Source organism: Streptomyces virginiae (assembly GCF_040638905.1).
Taxonomy (GTDB): Bacteria; Actinomycetota; Actinomycetes; order Streptomycetales; family Streptomycetaceae; genus Streptomyces; species Streptomyces virginiae_B.
On sequence record NZ_JBEZYV010000012.1, the window covers coordinates 1 to 20,534 of the forward strand.

Below are 20,534 nucleotides of genomic sequence, written 5' to 3' on the forward strand. Positions count from 1 at the left end.
CAGCTGCTCGCCGCCCAGGGTGACGGCGCCCCGGGTGAGGAGCCCCGGCAGCGGCGCCGTCGGGGCTCCGCCCCCGGACCCCCGCGCCTCGAACGCCAGCGGGCTGAAGGGGGTCAGGCCTCCAGGGCCGAGAGCTGGGCCGTGAACCACTGGGCCGGGGGAAGGGCCGTCGCGGCGGCGGCCAGCCGCTTGGTGCGCTCCGCACGCTCCGCCACCGGCATGGCCAGGGCCGCGTGCAGCGCCTCCGCCGTCTGCGACACGTCGTACGGGTTCACCGTCAGAGCGTCCTCGCGGAGCTCCTCGTACGCCCCCGCGCCCGTCGACAGCACCACCGCGCACCCCGCCTCCGACACCACCGGGATCTCCTTCGCCACCAGGTTCATCCCGTCCCGCACCGGGTTCACCAGTGCCACGTCCGCCATCCGGTAGACCGCCAACGACCGCGCGAAGTCGTCCTTCACCGACACCAGCACCGGCTGCCAGTCCTCCGTGCCGAACTCCGCGTTGATCTCCGCCGCCAGCTCCGAGACGGCCGCCGTGTAGTCCCGGTACACCTTCAGGTCCTGCCGTGACGGGTAGGCCGAGGCCAGGTGCACCACCCGGCCGCGCCACTCGGGGTGGACCGCCAGCAGCTCCCGGTAGGCCAGCAGGCCGCGCAGGACGTTTTTCGACAGCTCCGTCCGGTCCACCCGGGCGATCGTCTTCCGGTCCCCGACCTCCGCCCGCAGCTCCGCCAGCTTCGCGTCCACCTCCGGCCGGTGCGCGAGCGCCCGCAGCTCGTCGGCGTCCACGCCCAACGGGTACACGGCCACCTCGGTCCGCTTGTGCCGCACCGGACTCGCCGGGTTCTTCTGGACGTACCTCGCGTGCGGCGGCTCCGTCCCGGCCGCGGACTTCGGCTCGGCGACGCCCCGTTCGTCGTCCAGGTGCGTGCCGCTCATGAAGGCGTCCGCCCAGGCCCAGGTGTGGAAGCCGACGACGTCCGCGCCGAGCATCCCCCACACCAGCTCGCTGCGGATGCCGTCGGGCAACATCCCCAGGACCTCCTGCGAAGCCCACGGGGTGTGCGTGAAGTGTGCGATCCGCAGGTCCGGCCGCAGTTCCCGCAGCTGCCCCGGGACCAGGGCCAGGTGGTAGTCCTGCACCAGCACACGGGCCCCCTGCGCCGCCTCCTCGGCGAGGGCGCGCGCGAAGGCCTCGTTGTACGCCACGTACGAGCCCCACAGGCGCCGGAACTCCGCGTCGAAGACCGGCTCGCGCGGCACGTCGTACAGGTGGTGGTGGGTGAACCACAGCACCGAGTTCGCGATGCCGTTGTACGCGTCGTCGTACATCGTGGGATCGATGTCCAGCATCCGGACGCCCGGTTCGGAGACGTCCCGCCGGACCGCCTCCCGGTCCGCGTCCGACAGCGCCGCGCAGATCCACAGCGCCCCCGGCTGCTCCGCCAGGGCCGCCGAGAGTCCGGACACGAGACCACCGCCGCCGCGCCGGGCACTGAGGGTGCCGTCGTCGGAGAGGGCGTAGGAGAGCGGGCCGCGGTTCGCCGCGACGAGTACCTGAGAAGCCATGCGGCGAACCTAGCCCGGCCTGCGCTCGCTCAAACGTATGGACACGGTCAGGCGACGTGGCGCCGGCCGTACTCCTGAACGCCCAGCATCGGCGGCCGCTCCTCGGTGTCCACCGCGTACGTCCGTGGCACGAAGCCCTCCGGTCCCCGCTCGAACTGCGTCAGCTCCGGCCGTACGAGGTGCCCGCGCGAGAGCCGCACCTGAGCCGTCCGGTAGATCGCCGCGGCCATCCGGCCCAACGCCTGACCGCCCTGGTGGCGGTGCAGCCGTACGCCCACGTCCACCTGGGCCAGCGCGTCCAGTCCGACCGTGTGCAGCGCGTCGACCAGCAGGCCCAGCTCGACGCCGTAGCCGACGGGGAAGGGCAGGCGCTCCAGCAGCGAGCGCCGTACGGCGTACTCGCCGCCCAGCGGCTGGACGAAGCCGGCCAGCTGCGGCCAGTGGAGGTTCAGCAGCGGGCGGGCGACCAGCTCGGTGACCCGGCCGCCCTGGCCCGGTGCGTCGCCGAGCGGGCGGTCGTACATCGCCTTGACGAAGTGCACGCCGGGGTCGGTCAGGAGCGGGCCGACGATCCCGGAGACGAAGGAGGCGGAGAAGTCCCGCAGGTCGGCGTCGACGAAGCAGACGATGTCCCCGCCGGTGACCAGCAGCGAGCGCCACAGCACCTCGCCCTTGCCGGGCAGCGCCGGGATCCGCGGCAGGATCTCGTCGCGGTGCACCACCCGGGCGCCGGCCTTCGCCGCGACCTCGGCCGTCCGGTCGGCCGAGCCCGAGTCGATCACGACCAGCTCGTCCACGAGGGGGACCGGCAGCCCCTCGATCAGCTCACGCCGGATCACCTCGACGATCGCGCCGACCGTCGCCTCCTCGTCCAGCGCGGGCAGCACCACGCTGACCGTGGTCCCGGCCGCCCGTTTGAGGTCGAGCAGCTGGTCGAGCGGTCGGTCGGCGGCGGACCAGGAGCGGTCGCCCAGCCAGCGCTCCACCTCTTCCAGCACTCTCAGCACTCCCTGCGTGTCGGCGTTATCGGCCTTTATGTGATCCATCTCGCGGTTCGGACGGCTGTCTCAACCGCCCGGCCCTTCGGTTACAGTCTTGAACAACGCGAAGGACCACCGCATGCCGGGGTCCCCCGCGTACAAACGCACCGGCGCGCCACAGAGCGCGTGTGCCGGTGCCATACCGCTCATCCAGAGGGGCAGAGGGACACGGCCCGTTGAAGCCCCGGCAACCCTCCAGTCGGTTCTCGCGATCGCGCAGCAGCGCTCGTCAGCGAGGTCCCCGGCTAGGGAAGGTGCCAATTCCGTCTCATGGCGAAATGCGCCATGGGGAAGATGAGGAGAAAGGGCCTCGCCATCATGGCTGCACAGACTGTCGCCACCTCTGTCGATCTCGGACCTGCCACCGGCCTTTCCTGTCGCGAGTGCGGTACCCGCTTCGAGCTCGGTCCCATTTTCGCGTGCGTCGAGTGCTTCGGACCGCTGGAAGTCGCCTACGAGCTCCCGACCGGTGACCCCGAGGCCCTGCGCGCCGCGATCGAGGCCGGCCCCAACAACATCTGGCGTTACGCGCCGCTGCTGCCCGTCCCCGCCGACGTGGCGTCCAAGCCCAGCCTGAACCCCGGCTTCACCAAGCTCGTCGACGCGGCGAACCTGGCCAAGGAGCTGGGCGTCACCGGCAAGCTGTACGTCAAGGACGACTCCGGCAACCCGACGCACTCCTTCAAGGACCGCGTCGTGGCCATCGCCGTCGAGGCCGCCCGCGCCTTCGGCTTCACCACCCTGTCCTGCTCCTCCACCGGCAACCTGGCCGGCGCCGTCGGCGCCGCGGCCGCCCGGGCCGGTTTCCGCTCCTGCGTGTTCATCCCGCACGACCTGGAGCAGGGCAAGGTCGTCATGGCCGGTGTGTACGGCGGCGACCTGGTCGGCATCGAGGGCAACTACGACGACGTCAACCGCTTCTGCTCCGAGCTCATCGGCGACCCGCTGGGCGAGGGCTGGGGCTTCGTCAACGTCAACCTGCGCCCCTACTACGGCGAGGGCTCCAAGACCCTGGCGTACGAGATCTGCGAGCAGCTCGGCTGGCAGCTGCCCGACCAGATCGTCATTCCGATCGCGTCCGGCTCGCAGCTGACGAAGATCGACAAGGGCCTGCAGGAGCTGGTCAAGCTCGGCCTCGTCGAGGACAAGCCGTACAAGATCTTCGGAGCCCAGGCCGAGGGCTGCTCCCCGGTGTCGACCGCCTTCAAGGCCGGTCACGACGTGGTCCGCCCGCAGAAGCCGAACACCATCGCCAAGTCCCTCGCGATCGGCAACCCGGCGGACGGCCCGTACGTCCTGGACATCGCGCGCCGCACCGGCGGCTTCGTCGAGGACGTCAACGACGAGCAGGTCGTCGAGGCCATCAAGATCCTCGCCCAGACCGAGGGCATCTTCGCCGAGACCGCGGGCGGCGTGACCGTCGGCGTGACGAAGAAGCTCATCGAGAACGGGCAGCTCGACCCGGCGCTGACCACCGTCGTCCTCAACACCGGTGACGGCCTCAAGACCCTGGAGGCGGTGGCCGCGGACAGCGGACAGACCGCCACCATCCGCCCCAGCCTGGACGCGTTCCGCGCCGCCGGCCTGGCCTGACCACCCTCCACGTACTACCGGAAAGGCAGTAGCGCCATGAGCGTCAACGTCCGCATCCCCACCATCCTGCGCACCTACACCGCCGGTCAGGCCGAGGTCCCGGCCGAGGGTGCGACCCTCGCCGAGGTCATCGAGTCCCTGGAGAAGAACCACCCGGGCATCGCCGCGCGGGTCCTGGACGACCAGGGCAAGCTCCGCCGCTTCGTGAACGTCTACGTCAACGACGACGACGTGCGCTTCGAGGGCGGGCTGGAGGCGGTGACGCCGGACGGCGCCGGCGTCTCGATCATCCCGGCCGTCGCGGGCGGCTGCTGATCCGGGGCTGAACCCCGGCCGAAAACCGAAATTGCCCCCTCCGCTAAAAGTGGAGGGGGTAATTCTGCTTGATTGGGCACGGTAGAGTTGGGGAAGTCCCCTCCGCTGGACTTGCCCGCTGCATATGAACGGGTCGCGTGAGGGTCGACATCGGGTCAATGTGCAGGTGCGGTATGGGGCTTTGGCGAGATATGCGGGGCCCGAGTTGCCCTGGAATATGCCAAATTTTCACTCTATTTCAATGTTTCTCGGTGTCCAGATTTCTCGTCGGATTGACCTGTTGCAGACAGCACTCGCGCAGATACATTCAGCCTCGGTCGACGCGTTCCGACGCAAGTTCTGACCCGGGAACGCGAAGTGCGTTCCCGCGCAAGGGCCAGTAATAGGGGAGTTAGGCATGGCTCAGGGCACCGTCAAGTGGTTCAACGCGGAGAAGGGCTACGGCTTCATCGCGGTCGACGGTGGTGCGGATGTGTTCGTCCACTACAGCGCCATCCAGATGGACGGGTACCGCACCCTTGAAGAGGGTCAGCGGGTCGAGTTCGAGATCTCGCAGGGCCAGAAGGGTCCGCAGGCGGACATGGTCAAGCTCGCGCTCGGCTAGTCCCGGAGCATCGACCACCGACGCTCGGTCTTCCGTCGAAGACCCGGAAGATCCACGAGGGGCCCACATCCCGGACACGGGATGTGGGCCCCTCGCGTGTGCGCCCGACGGCGCCGGGATCGTCCCCCCGAGCCGCTTGCGCCCACCCGTCACCCGACCGCCACCCCTCATCGAGGCTTCTTCGAAGCCGCTTGCACTCTCGGGGGTCGAGTGCTAATCATTGGCGTTAGCACTCTACGAGTGAGAGTGCTACTGAAACGAGGACCGGGTCGGTGAGGCCCGCAGGGTCCGGTGGGAAGGAACCGCCGGGCACGCAGGCCGTCCGTCGCGGGCGCGGGCGCGGTCCTGGGAGCAATCCACCGCTGTCCGGGAGGACCACTTCAGATGGCCAAGATCATTGCGTTCGACGAGGAGGCCCGTCGCGGCCTCGAGCGTGGGATGAACCAGCTCGCCGACGCCGTCAAGGTCACCCTTGGCCCCAAGGGTCGCAACGTCGTCCTTGAGAAGAAGTGGGGCGCCCCCACGATCACCAACGATGGTGTCTCCATCGCCAAGGAGATCGAGCTCGAGGACCCGTACGAGAAGATCGGCGCCGAGCTGGTCAAGGAAGTCGCCAAGAAGACGGACGACGTCGCCGGCGACGGTACGACCACCGCCACCGTCCTGGCCCAGGCGCTCGTCCGCGAGGGCCTGCGCAACGTGGCCGCCGGTGCCAACCCGATGGCCCTCAAGCGTGGAATCGAGAAGGCCGTCGAGGCCGTCTCCGCCGCCCTGCTCGCCCAGGCCAAGGATGTCGAGACCAAGGAGCAGATCGCTTCCACGGCCTCCATCTCCGCCGCCGACACCCAGATCGGCGAGCTCATCGCCGAGGCCATGGACAAGGTCGGCAAGGAAGGCGTCATCACCGTCGAGGAGTCCCAGACCTTCGGTCTGGAGCTGGAGCTCACCGAGGGCATGCGCTTCGACAAGGGCTACATCTCGGCGTACTTCGCCACCGACATGGAGCGCATGGAGTCGTCCCTCGACGACCCGTACATCCTGATCGTCAACTCCAAGATCGGCTCGGTCAAGGACCTGCTGCCGCTCCTGGAGAAGGTCATGCAGTCCGGCAAGCCGCTGCTGATCATCGCCGAGGACGTCGAGGGCGAGGCCCTGTCGACCCTGGTCGTCAACAAGATCCGCGGCACCTTCAAGTCCGTCGCCGTCAAGGCCCCGGGCTTCGGCGACCGCCGCAAGGCCATGCTCGGTGACATCGCCATCCTCACGGGCGGCACGGTCATCTCCGAGGAGGTCGGCCTCAAGCTCGAGAACGCGGGCCTGGACCTGCTCGGCCGCGCCCGCAAGGTCGTCATCACCAAGGACGAGACGACCATCGTCGACGGTGCCGGTGAAAGCGACCAGGTCGCCGGTCGCGTGAACCAGATCCGCGCCGAGATCGAGAACTCCGACTCGGACTACGACCGCGAGAAGCTCCAGGAGCGCCTCGCGAAGCTGGCCGGCGGCGTGGCCGTCATCAAGGCCGGTGCCGCGACCGAGGTCGAGCTCAAGGAGCGCAAGCACCGCATCGAGGACGCCGTTCGCAACGCGAAGGCGGCCGTCGAGGAGGGCATCGTCGCCGGTGGTGGCGTGGCCCTGCTGCAGGCCTCCGCGGTCTTCGAGAAGCTGGAGCTGGAGGGTGACGAGGCGACCGGCGCCAACGCCGTGAAGCTCGCGCTGGAGGCCCCGCTGAAGCAGATCGCCGTCAACGGTGGTCTCGAAGGCGGCGTCGTCGTCGAGAAGGTGCGCAACCTTCCGATCGGTCACGGCCTGAACGCCGCGACCGGCGAGTACGTCGACATGATCGCCGAGGGCATCATCGACCCGGCGAAGGTCACGCGCTCTGCCCTGCAGAACGCCGCGTCCATCGCCGCGCTGTTCCTCACCACCGAGGCCGTCATCGCCGACAAGCCCGAGAAGGCCGGCGCCGGCGCCCCGGGCGGCATGCCGGGCGGCGACATGGACTTCTGATCGGCCTGTTGGTTGATCGGCTGTTCTCGAACGAGGGCGGCACCCCCACGGGGGTGCCGCCCTCGGGCGTTCCCGCGCCGGCCCGGAGGCGGGAAAACCGCTGGCCGGGGTGGGTCGGGCTGTGTGACCGTACGGCCCATGGGCCAATCCGTCGCTTCTCCCGTCCCGCGCACCACCGATCCCGTCGATCCAGGGCGGGGCTGAACGGGGGATGGGGAGTTCGCGGGCGTACCCCGTGTACCGGACTGACGACCTCGGTGAGGCGTACCGGCGGGCCCGGCTGTTGTGCGGGCGGATGAGGCCGCTCGAACCGGAAATGTGGCTGTGCGCGCGGACGGAGAGCGTCGCGGAGGCCCGCGGGATGGCGGCGCTGCTGCCGACGGGCATGTTCGATCCGTCGGACTACTGGGCGGCGGCGGACACCTGGTACCTGGGTGCCGAACTGCCGCGCGACGACCGGGAGCTGGCGGCGGCGCTGCCGCTGACCGTCGACGCGTACGCGGCTCCCGGGCCGGTGGAACAGGCGTTCCTGCGGGCGCTGCGCGGCGGGGCGGCCACGATGCTGTGGCGGGGGGCCTGGCCGGACGTGCCCGGGATACCGTCCTCGTCGGCCGATCCGACGAACCAGCGGGTGGAGCTGGACCTCAACGAGGAGCATCCCGACGGGCGGCACACCGTCTACGTGCACTTCGCGACCGCCGACGACGCGGGCGCCGCCCATCTCGCGGCCCTCGTCGGCGGGACCGTGCTCGGGCCCGTGCAGATCGGCCGCTGACCGGGGCCGGGCCGGTCCGCATAGGCTGGACGCATGGCTGACCTCTTCGTCAAGATCTGCGGGCTCAGGACCGCGCCGGACGTCGCTGCGGCGGTGGCGGCCGGGGCCGACGCCGTCGGGTTCGTGTTCGCCCCCGGCAGCCCACGCACGGTCGACGCCGCGACCGCGCGCGAGCTGGCGGCCCGGGTCCCGGACTCGGTGCTGACCGTCGGGGTGTTCCGCGGCCAGTCCGTCGAGGAGGTGCGCCGCTTCACCGAGGAGAGCGGCGTACGGGGCGTGCAGCTGCACGGCGAGGAGGGCCCCGGCGACTTCGCGGCGTTGCGCGCCGAGGGCCGCACCCTGCTGCGGGCCACCGCCGAGCGGGTGGAGCGCTGCGGCGAGTACGGCGAGGACCTGCTGCTGCTCGACGCCCCCGACCCCGGCTCCGGCAAGCCGTGGAACTGGGGGTCGGCCGACTTCATCGCGCCCGAGGGGCGGTGGCTGCTGGCCGGCGGGCTGAACCCGGGCAACGTGCGCGAGGCGCTCGCGGTCACCGGGGCGTGGGGCGTGGACGTGTCCAGCGGCGTCGAGCGGGAGCGCGGCGTCAAGTCGCCGGAGCTGATCCGCGCCTTCGTCGAGGCGGTGCGCGGAGCCTAGGTCGTGTCGTCGAAGTCCCGCCCGGCCGGCGGCCCTTCGGGCGGCCGCCGCTACTTTGACGACACTCCCTGAGGGCTGTGGCCCCGTGGGGGCGATCGGCACGGTCACGGGATCGGGCGCGCCGCATGGGATCCGGCGCACGGGGCACCAGGGCGGTGAGGACGCTTCGTCGTTCAGGAGGTGGAAGCGGTGCGCCGTACGAAGGTGCTGAACTCCTTTCCCGCCGGTGACCCTTACGGCAGTTGGCCCGCCGAGGAGTACGCGGCCAGGTGCCGGGAGCGCGGGCAGCGGGCGACCGTCGTGATGGACCTCGACAGGGACGCCTTCCTCGTGGTGGCCCTCGACGCTGAGGCGCCGCACGGGGCGGTGTGACACCGCCCGCCGCCGCGGGGGAGTGCGTCAGGAAGCCGCGCGCCAGATCGTCATGTCGGCCCTGAGCCAGCTGGGGTCCTTCGACAGGCCCGGGGCGGACTTGATCCCGATGACGAACAGCGCGATGTCCCCCGAGGGGTGCCGGACGCAGACCTCGCTGCCGGCCGCCAGGACGTGCAGCGTCAGGTCGTTCTTCTTCGCGAACTCCAGCTCTTCGCGGCACGTTTCGAGGTTGCCGGTGCCCGCCTTCTGGGGCATGGAGAACACGCTGGCGTCGCTCTCCATGCGGCAGCCGCTGGCGAGACCGCACTTCATGCGGATGTCCCCGGTGCGGTCACCGTCCTCGTGCTGGACGGGCTCCTTGAAGCTGATCGAGTTCTCCTCGTTCAGCTCCAGCCCGGGGTACGGGACGGGCTTGGGCGGCTGTGAGGCGCTCGGCGTCGGAGTGGGGGTGGGCGTGGGGGCGGTGCCGGCCGGCGTCGCCGCCGGGCCGGACGACGTGGTCGCGGCGCCCTCCCGTCCGGCCGCCCGGTCCGTCCCGTCCATCAGCTTCCAGCCCAGGCCCGCGAGCGTCAGCGCGCCGGTCATCGCCACCACGCCGGCGACCCGCGCGGTGCGCCGCCGCTTGTGGACCGCCGCCGGAGCGCCCGCCTGCGCCCCAGCCGGTGCCGGTGCCTGTGCCTGCGCGTCCGCTTCCGCCGCCGCGCCCGACGACGTCGCGTGCCCCGGTGCCGGTGCCAGTGCCGGGGCTCCGGCCGGGGCGGCCGTCACGTGACCCGCGCCGGCCCCCGGCGCCTCGTCCCCCCACGTCGTCGCCGCGGCGGGCCGGGCGACCGGATCCGGTATCTCCTCCTCCAGGCCCGCGACCTCCCGCCAGACGGCCGGTCCGCCGCCCGCGACGGCCTCGTCGCCCAGGTACTCGCGGCACCACGCCAGGATCTCCGCCGGGGTGGCCCGCTCCTCCGGGGCGGTGGCCAGGCACAGTGCGAACAGCGGCCGCAGCGGTTCCGGCAGTTGGGTCAGGTCGGGTTTGGAGTGGACGATCCGGAACAGCACGGTCATGGAGGGGCCGTCCCCGTACAGCGGCTTGCCCAGTGCCGCGAACGCCGCCGTCTGGCCCAGCGCGAAGACGTCGGTGGCCGGCGTGGTCTCGCCCGCCAGCCCCTGTTCGGGGGCCATGTACTGGGGCGTGCCGATGGTGTTGCCCGTGGCGGTGGCGGTGAGGCCGGAGGCCTGCGAGATGCCGAAGTCGATGACGCGGGGGCCGTCGGCGGCCAGCAGTACGTTCGACGGCTTCAGGTCGCGGTGCACGACGCCCGCGGCGTGGACGGCCACGAGGGCCTCGGCCACGCCCGCCATCAGCCACACCACGGCGGCGTCCGGCAGCGGCCCGCGCCGGGCGACGGCCTCCGACAGCGAGGGGCCGGGCACGTACACGGTGGCCAGCCAGGGCGGGGCCGCCTCCGCGTCGGCGTCGATCAGCTCGGCGGTGTACGCCCCCCGGACCCGCCGCGCGGCCTCCACCTCCCGGCGGAAGCGCCGCCGGAAGGCCGGGTCCTCGGCCAGCTCGGGATGCACCACCTTGAGGGCGACGGGGCGGCCTCCCTGGGTGTGCGACAGGTAGACCCGGCCCATGCCCCCCGACCCGAGCCGGGCGGCGAGGCGGTAACCGCCCACGGTCTGCGGATCGTCAGCCCGCAGCGGCTGGAACACCTCGGTCGCGCTGTTCATCGGTCTCCCCCCGATCCCTACCGGACCAACCGATGAGTTGATCCACGTAACCCTAAGCGCCGGGCGGGTACGGGGCGATGCCGGGGATCCGGTGCGGCCGGGCGGGCCGGGGGCGGGCCGGACGGATGTCGGGTGCGGTCAGTCGGCCGTGTCGAAGGAGGACACGCCGCCGTCCTCCTGTACGGACTCCACCCCGGGGATGACGTGCAGGGCCATGACCTGCCCGGGGCTCAGCCGGGCGGAGAAGCCGTGCAGGGCGGTGCTGTAGACGTAGTCCGGGGAGGCCCCGACCATCCCGGCGACCCTCGCCGGATCGATGTCCTGGTGGACGGTGACGATGTACGGGGCTTCGTCAGCGGCGGCCGCACGGGATACGGGCGCGGCCACGGCGGCGGTGGCCGCGGCCACGGGCAGGGCGGTGGGGGCGGCAAGGACGGCGACGGCAGCGGGCAGGGTGCGGCCCGCTCGGCTCAGGAGGATGCGCATGGGTGGAGGGCATCACGCACGGCCGGGCCGGTCAAAGACCTCCGCGGGCGTGGCGGGTGCACGCGGGGCGCGCCGCCCGTGCGCCCCCTGAGGTGGCGGCGGACCGTACGGGTGATTTTGCCGGGGCGGCCGACGGCCGTGCGGCCGGGCCGTAGGCCCGACGGCACGTCGATGGCCGCCCCGCACGTCGCGGGCGTCGCCGCCCTCTGCGAGCAGGCGCACCCGAGCGCTGGCCCGGACCTCGGTGACCGGCCCCCCGACAAGCACGCCGACTAGGCTGTGGCCAAGGGGGATCATGGACAAGCGCACATCTCAGGGCGTGCGGTGGCTACCGCCCGCCCTGTTCGTCTCCGGCGTGGCGGTCGCCGCCGTGACTGTGCTGTACCTGGTACTGCTCGGGCGGATGGCTTTCGTCGAGTGGACCCGGGGAAGGGGCTGGCTGCTGCTGCTCACCCCCGCCCTGGGGCTCCTCGCGTACGTGCTGCTGGCCCGGGGGCGCGACGGCCGACGTGGGTGGATCCGCTGGGTGGCGGCGGCCGTCGCGCTGGTCGCGCTGTGGCCCGCCTGGCAGGGGTACGCCTGGATGCGCGGCCCGCAGGCGTACGCGTGGAGCTGGTGGCAGGCGGAGAACCCGGAGCCGGCCCGGCCCTTGGGCGCCTGGCAGCTCCCCTCGGCGGGCCTCGTACGGGCCCGCACGGACGGCCTGCGCATCTACAACGGCGAGGGCCGCTCGGCCGGCGGGCAGGCCGCCCCCGAGGGCACCGTCTTCTGCGCCCTGAGCCGGACGGTCGCGGACGGCGTCGGACTGGTCGCGGCCGCGCGGACCCCGGGCGGCTGCGGCACACGGGTGTCGGCCGTGGACCTGCGTCAGGACGACGAACTGTGGGCCAAGGACCTCCCCGCGGCGCCCTCAGCCGACGTGGACTCACCGCCGGTGGCGGTGGTGGACGGCACGGCCGCCGTCGTCACGGACGGCGCCCTGCTCGGCCTGGCCCTGCGCGGCGGTGAGGAACGCTGGCGGATGCCGGTGCCGTCCGGCTGCCGGGTCCGCGCGCTCGACGGGGCCGCCGACCGGATCCTGTACGTGGAGGACTGCCCCGGCGCCGGCACGGCGCGGCTGACGTCCCTGGACGCGCGGACCGGCACCCCGGCCTGGCAGACCCCGCTGCGGAACCCCTCGGGTGAGCTGCGCGTGCTGTCGGCACGGCCGATCGCGCTGCGCGCGGGCGACTCGGTGCGGTTGTTCGACGACGCGGGGCGGGAGCGCGGCGCGGTGCCGGTGTCGGGACCGGAGGAGGACCTCCTCGCGGAACCGGGCCCGCTGGTCAGCGGTGATCTGCTGGTCCTCCCGGTGAAGGGCAAGGTCCCGGGGGTCTCGGCGTACTCGCTGCTGGACGGCCGCCGCGTATGGCACGCCGGGCTCGACGGGGCCACCGTCCTCGGCCTCGCGCGGGGCCGCGCCCGGGGCGGGGTCGACGTGGTGACGTCGACCGCCGCGCGGACGCAGCTGTGGCACCTGGACGGGACCACGGGCAGGGCGAAGGCCGAGCCCACGATCCTGCGGGACGTCCCGCTGGGCCGCCGGTTCGAGATCTACCCGACGGGCACCGAGGGCTACACGTTCGTGAACCTCGACCCGGCGGGAGACCTGCCGTCGTATGTGGCCCTGAAGCGGGTCACAGGCTGGTGAGGAACGCCTTCCAGGCGGGCCCGCTGAAAGTGAGGTTCGGCCCGCCAGGCACCTTTGAGTCCCGTACAGGCACCGTCGCGCTGCCGCCGGCCTCGCAGTGGGTGTACTTCGGCCAGGTGGCCATCTCCAGGCACTCGCCGCCGTCACCGCCGCTGTAGCTGGACTTGTGCCATATGGCCGCTGACAGGTCGTATTCAGGCATGCTCGTAATCCTTCGCCGCGGACTCGATCACGGTCAATGATTCCCGAGGCGAGAGTGCACTGGCCGTGAGCAGATCGTAGTTCAGCACGTGGCGGGCAACCGTGGCCGGATCGTCGAACAGCCGCCCGGTTCCGTTGCCTTCGGCGTAGGACAGCTGGGGGGCGTCATCGAAGGACATCAGCTTGAGGAGCCCCATCATCCCCGCGTGCGCGCCCGCGCTGAACGGAATCACCTGGACGATGATCCGGTGCGTTCGGACCAGAGCAATGATGTGCCGCAGGGCTTCGGCCATTACCTTGCGACTGCCGACTTCGCGGCGGATGACCGCTTCGTCAAACACGCACCACAACAGTGGAGTAGTTGGATCAACGAGGAGCGATGCGCGAGCCAAGCGGCTTTCGACCAGCTCGTCGATCACCTGCTCTGGTGCGGTCGGCTGGTAGGCGCGACATACCGCCCGCGCGTATGCCTCGGTCTGTAGCAGGCCAGGGATGAGCTGCGGCGCGTAGTCGCGGATGGTCTTCGCCATGGCTTCGGCCTCGGCCGCCTCGGCGAAGTGGTCCGGGTACTTGGACTTGGCCGCCGCGCCGCAGTTGCGGACGAAGAAGCCGTTCGTGCTGAGGATGTCGTCTATCTGGCGGGCGAATTCGATGTGCATCCGGCGCGTGCCCGCTTCGAGTTGGCCGATGAACGAACCGCTCACGAAAAGCGGTTCGCCGAGCTCGGCCTGGCTCAGTCCCGCGGCTTCGCGCGCCACGCGCAGTTCGGCGCCGAGCAGGGCGCGGGGTGAGGAGGACGGGTCGAGGTTCTTACCTGCCATGGCAACTCCAAGGCCAACAGGTGGGGTTGTTCTCGGTGCTTCCTTGGAAGGCTAGCCAGCCGATCACCACTCTGTGTGCAGAACCAGATCACTCAGAGTAGAAAGGTGACATGTCATGGTGCTCACGCCTGCGGAACGGATCCGGGCGGCCGAGGAGGCCGTACGGGAACTGAAGGAGGCCCTTGGCGGGGTGGGCGTCGTGTTCCCCTCCCTGGGTGTTGAACGGGTCTCGGCGGCCGGTGCGTACGGGCTGCCGCTGGTCGACCTGGGCCGCTGCAACCTGGACACCGCGCTCCGGCTGGCCGCCGTGCTCCACGAGCGGGCCCACCCGTGAGCGGGTGCGACCGGCCCCGGGTGGAGGCGGCGCTGGAGGGGTTCTTCGAGGTGGCGCGGAGCTGGGAGTTCGAGCTGGCCTGGAAGCTGTGCTGATTGGAAAGGGACCTCGCCGACGCCGGGTGGAGAGGTGGGCCGCCGGCTCCTCCGCCGCCGGGGTGGCAGCGGTTCACGCTGGTCCACGGCGGTGAGGACGCTCCACGCCACGACGCGCTCCGGGCGCGGCCGCCGCAGGGCTGCGTGGTGGACGAGTCCGAGGGCTGCTTCACGCTGCGTTGCGAGCGGCCCGGCGGGCGGCTGCTGGACGCCGTGGCCGCGACGTGTGCCGAGATCCGGGACGAGTACGGGCTGCTGATGTCCGGGCTGGGCGCCGACGGCCCCGGCGACCGGGGCGCGTTGAACGTCGGGCGGCTGCTGCTGATGGCGGCCGACCGTGGGCCGCACGTCGGCTATTCGGTGGACGACCTGGCCCGCTTCCTGCGGACGGCAGGCGGAGCGGACGAGGCCGGAGCGTGAGAGGGGCGGACTCGCCCGCTCGCCGACAAGATGGCATGCAAAGTGATCCGATCCGTACGCCGAGGCTTCGGCCGGCTTCCGCTCACCGACGAGATCGGCGAACGCGCCATCGAGGTGCAGGCCTACGACACCGACTACGACGGCATCGTCAAGGTCCCAGGTCAGTCTGTGGAGTGGGTGGTGAAACACGGGTCCGTCCCGTAGCCGGGGCGCCGCGGGCCCGGCATGATCGGCGCGACACCCCCTAAGGGGTGGCGTCCGTGCGGAGGCGGGCGTGGAGGTGTTCGTCGTGCCAGCCGTCCGCGTGGAGGAGGGCGCCGCGCATGGTGCCCTCCAGGGGGAAGCCGGCCTTCGTCGCGACGGCGCAGGAGGCCGGGTTGGCGACGGAGTGTGTGATGCGCACGCGGTGCAGGCCGAGGTCGTCGAAGGCCCAGCGGGTGAGGCGGTCGGCGGCCTTCACCATGACGCCGGAGCCGCGCCCGGCGGGCAGCAGCCAGTAGAGGATCTCGCCGCTGCCGCCCGCCAGGTCGATGTCGGCGATGCCGATGAGGCCGACGGCCCGGCCGCCGTCGGGGGCGATCGCCCAGATTCCGGCGTTCTCCGCCTGCCAGCGGTCGCGCCAGAGGGCGATCCGCTCCTCGGCCCCGGCCAGGTCGAGGTGGCTTGGGCGGTTCCAGTGCCGGATGTCCGGGTCGTGGTGGGCCGCCACGAGCGCGGGGGCGTCGTCCGCGGTCCAGGGGCGCAGGCGCATCCCGCCGGGGAGGGCGAGCTCCGGGTGCGGCAGTTCGCGCATCCGGCCGGGCGGGACCACGGGGGGTATGGAGTCGATCATGATCCGATCATGCCCGTTGCTTCGCGGAGACGGGCGGAGGGCGGGCGTCAGGCCAGGGCCGGTTCCTTCGGGGGGCCGGTCACCGGGTCCGGGCCGTCCGGGTCCGGGTCGGTGTTGAGGTCGGCCAGCATCTGGCGGGTGAAGCCGAAGAAATAGGTGGCGGCGAAACCGACGAGGTAGCCGGTCAGCAGGCCGCCCGCGTAGATCGTGACGGTGACGCCCAGGTTCGAGCTGCCGTCCAGCAGGGGGAAGAGGGCCCAACCGGAGGGGCCGATGGCGGTGGATCCGAAGGCGATGCCCAGCTGGTTGAAGAGGCCGACGAAGGCACCGCCGGCCGCGCCGCCGACGCAGGCGGTGACGAAGGGGCGGCCGAGCGGCAGGGAGACGCCGTAGATCAGCGGTTCGCCGACACCGAGGAAGCCCGCCGGGAGGGCGGACTTGATGGTGGCGCGGAGCGAGCCGTTGCGCGGGAGCCGGCAGTGGACGGCGATGGCCGCGCCGACCTGGCCCGCGCCCGCCATGGCGAGGATCGGCAGCAGGACGGTGTGGCCGGACTGCTCGATGAGCGTGGTGTGGATGGGGATCAGGGCCTGGTGCAGGCCGAGCATCACCAGCGGCAGGAAGAGCCCGCCCAGGACCAGTCCTGCGAACGCGCCGCCGGTGGACAGCAGCCGGTCGGCGAAGGTGCCGATGGCGGCGGAGGCCTCACCGGCGAGGAACATCAGGCCGAAGAGGGTGACCAGGCCCGCGATCAGCACGGTGAGGGTGGGGGTGACCAGGACGTCCAGGGCCTCCGGGACCAGGCGCCGGCAGCGCTTCTCCACGTACACGGCGAGCAGGGCGGCCGCGAGCGCGCCGAGGACGCCGCCCTGGCCGGGCCTGAGCTCCGTCCCGAAGGCGGTGATCTTCGCGACGCCCGGGAAGACGATGATGGCGGCGACCGCGCCGCCCAGGATCGGGGTGCCGCCGAACTCCTTGGCGGTGTTGTGGCCGACGAACACCGCGATCAGCGACATGAAGCCGGACGCGATCGCGGTGAGCGCCGGGACGACGGAGGGCAGCCGGTCGAGGTTCGTGAGCAGGCCGCCCAGGCCGGCGATGATCCCGCAGCCGATGAGGGCCGGGATCAGCGGCACGAAGATGTTCGCGATGCGGCGCAGCATCAGTTTGAAGGGGGTGGCGTTGCGTGCCTTCTGTGCCTCCTTCAGGGCCGCTCCCTGCGCGGCGAGTTCGGCGGCGGTGACCGGGTGGGCGGCGGCGGGGGGCGCCGCCGAGCGGCCCTCCTCGACCAGCGCCTCGAACTGCGGGGTGACGCGGGCGACGGCGCCCGGGCCGAGCACGATCTGGTAGGTGTCGTCCTCCACCACGCCCAGCACCGCCGGGAGGGCCTTGAGGGCCTCGTCCTGGACGAGCGAGCGGTCGCGCAGCGAGATGCGCAGGCGGGTCATGCAGTGCGCGATCGAGGTGACGTTGTCCGGGCCGCCGACCAGGGGGAGGATCGCGGCGGCCGTGGCGCGGTTCTTGTCAGGGGACTCAGGGGACTCAGTGGACATGGTGGTGGTCGCCTTGCCGTAGGGGGTGGGTCAGCGGGTCCGGGCGTGGGCGAGGGCCGCGCGGAGGTGGCCGCGGGAGGCGGCGAGGAGTTCGGCGGCGGCCGGGCCGTCGACCTCGCCGAGGACGACGAGGATGGCGTTCTTGACCTCGCCGCCGGTTGCGGTCAGCGCGGCCTCGATCTCCTCGTCGGGAGCGCCGGTGGCCAGGGCCACGATGCGGCGGGCGCGGGCGCGCAGCTTCTCGTTGGAGGAGCGCATGTCCACCATGAGGTTCCCGTAGGTCTTGCCCAGGCGGATCATGGTGATCGTCGAGATGAGGTTGAGGACGAGCTTCTGCGCGGTACCGGCCTTCAGACGGGTGGAACCGGTGAGGAGTTCGGGGCCGACGACGACCTCGATGCCGTGGTCGGCCGCGGCGGCGAGCGCGGAGCCGGCGTTGCAGGACAGGCCGACGGTGAGCGCGCCGCGGCCGCGGGCGGACTCGACGGCGCCGATCGCGTACGGGGTGCGGCCGGAGGCGGAGATGCCGATGACGGTGTCCTCCGGTCCGATCCGCAGCGCGGCGAGGTCCTCGGCGGCCAGCTGCGGGGAGTCCTCGGCGCCCTCGACGGCCTTGACCATGGCGGAGGGGCCGCCCGCGATCAGGCCGACGACGTCGGCCGGGTCGGTGTTGAAGGTGGGCGGGCACTCGCTGGCGTCCAGGACGCCCATCCGGCCGGCGGTGCCGGCGCCCGCGTAGACGAGGCGGCCGCCGCGGACCATCCGCTCCGCGATCGCGTCGATGGCGGCGGCGATCCGCGGCAGCTCGGCGGCGACGGCGGCCGGGACGGTGGCGTCCTCGGCGTTCATGGTGCGGGCGATGTCGAGGGTGGACAGCCGGTCGATCTCGGCGAGTTCGGGACGGAAGGCCTCGGTGGTCAGCGTCTCCAGCTGGGCGCGGAGTTCGGCGTACGCGGTCATGGGCGGGGGGCCTCCGGCGGTCGGTTCGGCGGTGGGGGTGTGGGCGGGGTCCGGCGGGCGAGTGCGGTGCCGGTCGGTGGCGGGGGCGGCGGTTCCTCGGGACGGGCGGCCTGCCGCCGGGCGTCGGGTGCTGTGGTGGCTTCCGCCGCGGGGGTGCTCGTGGCGTTTGCGCTGTGGCAGGGAGGCCGGCGCGGCGTCCTGGGCAGCTCCCGCGGCAGCCCGCCGTGCCGCACCGCCCTGGTGGGCGCCGGGGCGGCCTGCACGGGGTTCGCCGCGCCGGGGCCGGGGCCGGCCCCGGCCCCGCACCGCCGAAGCCCGCGCCGCACCGCCCGGGTGGGCGCCGGGGCGGCCTCCGCGTCGGCTGCCGCGCGGGCGGCCCGCCCCTCGGCCCGGGGGTCTGCGGCGGTGGTCCTGCGGGCGTGGGAAGGGACCCGGGGTGGGCCTCCGGGCGGGCGGCCGGGAGTTCCTTTTCGGCTCCTTGGTCACGCCTGAAAGCTATTTTCAGGCGGGGTGGGGGTCAATCCGCCATTGGGCCCACGGCAGGCGGGCCTTCTTCACCGGCACCCGGCAGGTTCACAATGGGCCCATGGACCACACGACCCCCCTGGAACAGGCGCTGCACGTCGCCCGCGCACTCGTGCTCGCCGATCTCGCCGCAGGTGAGGTCGCCGATGCCGATGTCGTCTCCCTCGTCGAGGACTCGGTCACGCACCGCCGGTGGTGGGTGGAGCAGTGGCCGGAGGGTGTCGACTACCTCCCGGGGCTCGTCGCCCAGGACGTGCAGGACTCGCTGCTGGAGAAGTACGGGCGCTGGCCGCTGTGCCCGGTCTGCCACCACGGCGATCCGCACGCGCTGGACGTGGAGCCGGAGCTGGGACCCGACCCGCACTGGGTGTGCTCGGAGGCGGGCGTGAGAGTGGCCGCGGTCGGCGGCCTCGGCCCGGTCCTCGGCCTCAGGTGAGCCGCCGATGACCGTCTACATCGACCCGCCGACCTGGCCGGGCCACGGCCGTATGTGGTCGCACCTGGTCAGCGACGTCTCGTACGAGGAGCTGCACGCCTTCGCAGCGGGCATCGGCTGTCCGCCGCGGGCCTTCGAGCGGGACCACTACGACGTGCCCTCGTACCGGTACGCCGACGCGGTCGGGGCGGGTGCGGTGGAGGTCGGCAGCAAGGAACTCGTCCGCCGCCTCACCGCGGCCGGCCTGCGCCGCCCGAAGGGCCGGCCGGCGGCTTAGGACCGGGGCGAACGGACCTACGGCTTCTACGACGCGGGCGGTGCGGGCGGTGCGGGCGACGCGGACGGTACCGGGTCGGGCTGGGCCGCGGCCGGGAGGTCCCAGACGTGCTCCGGGGTCACGATCTTGGTGATCCTGTTGGCGATGAGGGAGCTCAGGCTGCCGAACTTCCCGTCGACGTCGGAGTTCACCACGATCACCATGGTGGCGCGGGCCTGCGGGAGCCGGACGGCGACGGTCTCGTAGCCGGGCAGCTCGCCGTTGTGGCCGATCCAGCCGTCGAGTTCGGCGATGCCGAGCCCGTAGCCCACGTCGGGGTGCCCGGTGGGCAGCATGCGCAGCCGCTGGGCCTGGGTGTCCCGCTCCAGGAGCCGGTCGCCGTCCGGCAGCCGCCCGCTGACCAGGGTCGGGACCCAGCTGTGCAGGTCGTCGATGGTGGAGATCATCGCGCCGGCCGCCCAGCCCCAGGACGGGTTCCACTGGGAGGCGTCGACGGTCGCGCCGTCCGGGGTGAAGTTCGTGTAGCCGTGCACGTACGGGCTGGTGATCGCGGCGCCGGTCGGCAGCGACGTCGCGTCCAGGCCTGCGGGCGCGAAGACGTGCTGCTCCAGGTAGGTGTGCAGGGGCTGCCCGCTGACCTTCTCCACGAGCAGGCCGAGCAGGATGGTGTTGGTGTTGGAGTACTCCCAGCGCGCGCCAGGCGGGAAGTCGGCGGGGTGCCGGAAGGCGATGTCCAGCAGCTGCTGCGGGGTCCAGGCGCGGTACGGGTCGGCCTTGAAGGCGGCCATCCAGCGCGGGTCCTCGGTGTAGTTGTAGAGGCCGCTGCGCATCTCGGCGAGCTGCCGGACGGTGATGCGGTCGCCGCCGGGCACGCCGTCGAGGTACGTCGAGATCGGCGCGTCGAGCCGTACCTTCCCGTCGTCGACGAGCTGGAGGACGCCGGTGACGGCGAAGGTCTTGGTGACGCTGCCGATGCGGGTGTGCATGTCGGTCTTGACGGGCGCGCCGGTGGTCTTGTCGGAGGTGCCGAAGGCGCGCACGTAGGCCTCGTCGCCGTCGATCCACAAGCCGACGCCCACGCCGGGGATGCCGGCCTCCCGCATGGCCGCGGTGATCGCGTCGTCGAGCTTCTCGGCGATCACGTCGTCGATGCCGACCCGGCCCGGCGGGGCGGCGGCGGGCGCCTGACCCGCGCACAGCGCGGTCAGCAGGAGGGAGGCGGCGGCCAAGACGGTGGGCGTGCGGTACCGGCCCATGCAG

24 protein-coding genes and 1 riboswitch are annotated in these 20,534 nt (G+C 72.2%); of the genes, 14 read left to right on the forward strand and 10 right to left on the reverse strand.

From position 1 onward, the window contains the following. Positions 1 to 113: 113 nt before the first annotated feature. Both AB0F82_RS18715 and AB0F82_RS18720 read right to left on the reverse strand, forming a co-directional pair. The gene (locus AB0F82_RS18715; RefSeq protein WP_356814051.1) at positions 114 to 1,571 is read right to left on the reverse strand and encodes an alpha,alpha-trehalose-phosphate synthase (UDP-forming); all 1,458 of its coding nucleotides are present in this window, start codon (positions 1,569 to 1,571) and stop codon (positions 114 to 116) included. Positions 1,572 to 1,618: 47 nt separating this feature from the next. After that, the gene (locus AB0F82_RS18720; protein ID WP_362629198.1) at positions 1,619 to 2,569 is read right to left on the reverse strand and encodes a glucosyl-3-phosphoglycerate synthase; all 951 of its coding nucleotides are present in this window, start codon (positions 2,567 to 2,569) and stop codon (positions 1,619 to 1,621) included. Positions 2,570 to 2,754: 185 nt separating this feature from the next. Then, positions 2,755 to 2,912: riboswitch (SAM riboswitch) on the forward strand. 17 nt (positions 2,913 to 2,929) lie between these two features. Here AB0F82_RS18720 and thrC point away from each other — a divergent pair. The 7 genes from thrC (at position 2,930) to AB0F82_RS18755 (ending at position 8,913) form a co-directional block, all read left to right on the forward strand. Then, positions 2,930 to 4,204 carry a threonine synthase gene (gene thrC / locus AB0F82_RS18725; RefSeq protein WP_356814052.1) on the forward strand — a complete coding sequence of 425 codons (1,275 nt, stop codon included), beginning with the start codon at positions 2,930 to 2,932 and terminating at the stop codon, positions 4,202 to 4,204. 36 nt (positions 4,205 to 4,240) lie between these two features. After that, positions 4,241 to 4,519: a MoaD/ThiS family protein gene (locus AB0F82_RS18730; protein ID WP_356814053.1), complete on the forward strand. Its 279-nt coding sequence runs from the start codon at positions 4,241 to 4,243 to the stop codon at positions 4,517 to 4,519. A gap of 397 nt (positions 4,520 to 4,916) precedes the next feature. Further along, positions 4,917 to 5,123, forward strand: a complete 207-nt coding sequence (locus tag AB0F82_RS18735) for a cold-shock protein (protein WP_030009783.1) — start codon at positions 4,917 to 4,919, stop codon at positions 5,121 to 5,123. Positions 5,124 to 5,507: 384 nt separating this feature from the next. Next, positions 5,508 to 7,130 (forward strand): chaperonin GroEL, encoded by a 1,623-nt coding sequence (gene groL / locus AB0F82_RS18740; protein ID WP_356814054.1) that lies wholly within the window; start codon positions 5,508 to 5,510, stop codon positions 7,128 to 7,130. Positions 7,131 to 7,365: 235 nt separating this feature from the next. Continuing rightward, a complete protein-coding gene (locus AB0F82_RS18745) occupies positions 7,366 to 7,905 on the forward strand; it encodes a hypothetical protein (protein ID WP_362628858.1) in 540 nt (179 codons plus the stop codon). A gap of 33 nt (positions 7,906 to 7,938) precedes the next feature. Next, on the forward strand, positions 7,939 to 8,541 hold the full coding sequence (locus tag AB0F82_RS18750) for a phosphoribosylanthranilate isomerase (protein ID WP_356814056.1): 603 nt from the start codon (positions 7,939 to 7,941) through the stop codon (positions 8,539 to 8,541). A 189-nt stretch (positions 8,542 to 8,730) separates the two neighbouring features. Beyond that, positions 8,731 to 8,913 (forward strand): hypothetical protein, encoded by a 183-nt coding sequence (locus AB0F82_RS18755; RefSeq protein ID WP_356814057.1) that lies wholly within the window; start codon positions 8,731 to 8,733, stop codon positions 8,911 to 8,913. Positions 8,914 to 8,940: 27 nt separating this feature from the next. Here the strand turns inward: AB0F82_RS18755 and AB0F82_RS18760 are convergent, their stop codons facing one another. Continuing rightward, a complete protein-coding gene (locus AB0F82_RS18760) occupies positions 8,941 to 10,644 on the reverse strand; it encodes a serine/threonine-protein kinase (RefSeq protein WP_362628862.1) in 1,704 nt (567 codons plus the stop codon). 138 nt (positions 10,645 to 10,782) lie between these two features. After that, positions 10,783 to 11,130 carry a protease inhibitor I9 family protein gene (locus AB0F82_RS18765; RefSeq protein WP_362628865.1) on the reverse strand — a complete coding sequence of 116 codons (348 nt, stop codon included), beginning with the start codon at positions 11,128 to 11,130 and terminating at the stop codon, positions 10,783 to 10,785. A gap of 138 nt (positions 11,131 to 11,268) precedes the next feature. Between AB0F82_RS18765 and AB0F82_RS18770 the strand changes: the two genes are divergently transcribed. Both AB0F82_RS18770 and AB0F82_RS18775 read left to right on the forward strand, forming a co-directional pair. Beyond that, entirely contained in the window at positions 11,269 to 11,406 is a 138-nt protein-coding gene (locus AB0F82_RS18770) for a S8 family serine peptidase (protein ID WP_362628868.1), read from the forward strand. Between the two features lie 19 nt (positions 11,407 to 11,425). Further along, positions 11,426 to 12,820, forward strand: coding sequence for an outer membrane protein assembly factor BamB family protein (locus tag AB0F82_RS18775; RefSeq protein WP_362628871.1), 1,395 nt, complete (start codon positions 11,426 to 11,428; stop codon positions 12,818 to 12,820). On the opposite strand, the gene AB0F82_RS18780 is transcribed toward AB0F82_RS18775, so the two are convergent. Further along, complete coding sequence (locus AB0F82_RS18780) at positions 12,807 to 13,022, reverse strand: DUF397 domain-containing protein (protein WP_362628874.1); 216 nt, start codon at positions 13,020 to 13,022, stop codon at positions 12,807 to 12,809. The two genes, AB0F82_RS18775 and AB0F82_RS18780, sit on opposite strands and share 14 nt — an antisense overlap. After that, positions 13,015 to 13,842, reverse strand: coding sequence for a helix-turn-helix domain-containing protein (locus AB0F82_RS18785; RefSeq protein ID WP_030902195.1), 828 nt, complete (start codon positions 13,840 to 13,842; stop codon positions 13,015 to 13,017). The genes AB0F82_RS18780 and AB0F82_RS18785 overlap by 8 nt, the downstream gene beginning before the upstream one ends. A gap of 115 nt (positions 13,843 to 13,957) precedes the next feature. On the opposite strand from AB0F82_RS18785, the gene AB0F82_RS18790 reads away from it, so the two are divergent. From AB0F82_RS18790 to AB0F82_RS18800, 3 genes are all read left to right on the forward strand, one after another. Then, a complete protein-coding gene (locus AB0F82_RS18790) occupies positions 13,958 to 14,176 on the forward strand; it encodes a hypothetical protein (RefSeq protein WP_362628878.1) in 219 nt (72 codons plus the stop codon). A 95-nt stretch (positions 14,177 to 14,271) separates the two neighbouring features. Beyond that, entirely contained in the window at positions 14,272 to 14,691 is a 420-nt protein-coding gene (locus AB0F82_RS18795) for an amidase (protein ID WP_362628881.1), read from the forward strand. A gap of 42 nt (positions 14,692 to 14,733) precedes the next feature. Next, a complete protein-coding gene (locus AB0F82_RS18800; protein ID WP_362628884.1) occupies positions 14,734 to 14,895 on the forward strand; it encodes a hypothetical protein in 162 nt (53 codons plus the stop codon). A gap of 40 nt (positions 14,896 to 14,935) precedes the next feature. On the opposite strand, the gene AB0F82_RS18805 is transcribed toward AB0F82_RS18800, so the two are convergent. The 3 genes from AB0F82_RS18805 to murQ are packed head-to-tail and all read right to left on the reverse strand — an operon-like array spanning position 14,936 to position 18,036. Further along, entirely contained in the window at positions 14,936 to 15,523 is a 588-nt protein-coding gene (locus AB0F82_RS18805) for a GNAT family N-acetyltransferase (protein ID WP_362628886.1), read from the reverse strand. A gap of 47 nt (positions 15,524 to 15,570) precedes the next feature. Beyond that, on the reverse strand, positions 15,571 to 17,076 hold the full coding sequence (locus AB0F82_RS18810; protein WP_362628889.1) for a PTS transporter subunit EIIC: 1,506 nt from the start codon (positions 17,074 to 17,076) through the stop codon (positions 15,571 to 15,573). A gap of 30 nt (positions 17,077 to 17,106) precedes the next feature. Next, positions 17,107 to 18,036, reverse strand: coding sequence for an N-acetylmuramic acid 6-phosphate etherase (gene murQ, locus AB0F82_RS18815; RefSeq protein WP_362628892.1), 930 nt, complete (start codon positions 18,034 to 18,036; stop codon positions 17,107 to 17,109). 586 nt (positions 18,037 to 18,622) lie between these two features. Here murQ and AB0F82_RS18820 point away from each other — a divergent pair. Both AB0F82_RS18820 and AB0F82_RS18825 read left to right on the forward strand, forming a co-directional pair. After that, positions 18,623 to 18,997 carry a hypothetical protein gene (locus tag AB0F82_RS18820; RefSeq protein WP_356814068.1) on the forward strand — a complete coding sequence of 125 codons (375 nt, stop codon included), beginning with the start codon at positions 18,623 to 18,625 and terminating at the stop codon, positions 18,995 to 18,997. Positions 18,998 to 19,004: 7 nt separating this feature from the next. Next, positions 19,005 to 19,274, forward strand: a complete 270-nt coding sequence (locus tag AB0F82_RS18825) for a DUF4031 domain-containing protein (RefSeq protein ID WP_030037438.1) — start codon at positions 19,005 to 19,007, stop codon at positions 19,272 to 19,274. Between the two features lie 26 nt (positions 19,275 to 19,300). On the opposite strand, the gene AB0F82_RS18830 is transcribed toward AB0F82_RS18825, so the two are convergent. Continuing rightward, positions 19,301 to 20,530 (reverse strand): serine hydrolase domain-containing protein, encoded by a 1,230-nt coding sequence (locus AB0F82_RS18830; protein WP_362628897.1) that lies wholly within the window; start codon positions 20,528 to 20,530, stop codon positions 19,301 to 19,303. Positions 20,531 to 20,534 lie beyond the last annotated feature (4 nt).

Bases quoted from the DNA above. Each gene is read 5' to 3' on its own strand.
- AB0F82_RS18775 (WP_362628871.1), top strand. From the start codon at position 11,426: ATGGACAAGCGCACATCTCAGGGCGTGCGGTGGCTACCGCCCGCCCTG.
- AB0F82_RS18765 (WP_362628865.1), bottom strand. From the start codon at position 11,130: ATGCGCATCCTCCTGAGCCGAGCGGGCCGCACCCTGCCCGCTGCCGTC.
- AB0F82_RS18825 (WP_030037438.1), top strand. From the start codon at position 19,005: ATGACCGTCTACATCGACCCGCCGACCTGGCCGGGCCACGGCCGTATG.
- AB0F82_RS18780 (WP_362628874.1), bottom strand. From the start codon at position 13,022: ATGCCTGAATACGACCTGTCAGCGGCCATATGGCACAAGTCCAGCTAC.
- AB0F82_RS18735 (WP_030009783.1), top strand. From the start codon at position 4,917: ATGGCTCAGGGCACCGTCAAGTGGTTCAACGCGGAGAAGGGCTACGGC.
- AB0F82_RS18760 (WP_362628862.1), bottom strand. From the start codon at position 10,644: ATGAACAGCGCGACCGAGGTGTTCCAGCCGCTGCGGGCTGACGATCCG.
- AB0F82_RS18830 (WP_362628897.1), bottom strand. From the start codon at position 20,530: ATGGGCCGGTACCGCACGCCCACCGTCTTGGCCGCCGCCTCCCTCCTG.
- AB0F82_RS18750 (WP_356814056.1), top strand. From the start codon at position 7,939: ATGGCTGACCTCTTCGTCAAGATCTGCGGGCTCAGGACCGCGCCGGAC.
- AB0F82_RS18805 (WP_362628886.1), bottom strand. From the start codon at position 15,523: ATGATCGACTCCATACCCCCCGTGGTCCCGCCCGGCCGGATGCGCGAA.
- AB0F82_RS18810 (WP_362628889.1), bottom strand. From the start codon at position 17,076: ATGTCCACTGAGTCCCCTGAGTCCCCTGACAAGAACCGCGCCACGGCC.
- AB0F82_RS18785 (WP_030902195.1), bottom strand. From the start codon at position 13,842: ATGGCAGGTAAGAACCTCGACCCGTCCTCCTCACCCCGCGCCCTGCTC.
- thrC (WP_356814052.1), top strand. From the start codon at position 2,930: ATGGCTGCACAGACTGTCGCCACCTCTGTCGATCTCGGACCTGCCACC.
- AB0F82_RS18790 (WP_362628878.1), top strand. From the start codon at position 13,958: ATGGTGCTCACGCCTGCGGAACGGATCCGGGCGGCCGAGGAGGCCGTA.
- groL (WP_356814054.1), top strand. From the start codon at position 5,508: ATGGCCAAGATCATTGCGTTCGACGAGGAGGCCCGTCGCGGCCTCGAG.
- AB0F82_RS18715 (WP_356814051.1), bottom strand. From the start codon at position 1,571: ATGGCTTCTCAGGTACTCGTCGCGGCGAACCGCGGCCCGCTCTCCTAC.
- AB0F82_RS18730 (WP_356814053.1), top strand. From the start codon at position 4,241: ATGAGCGTCAACGTCCGCATCCCCACCATCCTGCGCACCTACACCGCC.
- murQ (WP_362628892.1), bottom strand. From the start codon at position 18,036: ATGACCGCGTACGCCGAACTCCGCGCCCAGCTGGAGACGCTGACCACC.
- AB0F82_RS18820 (WP_356814068.1), top strand. From the start codon at position 18,623: ATGGACCACACGACCCCCCTGGAACAGGCGCTGCACGTCGCCCGCGCA.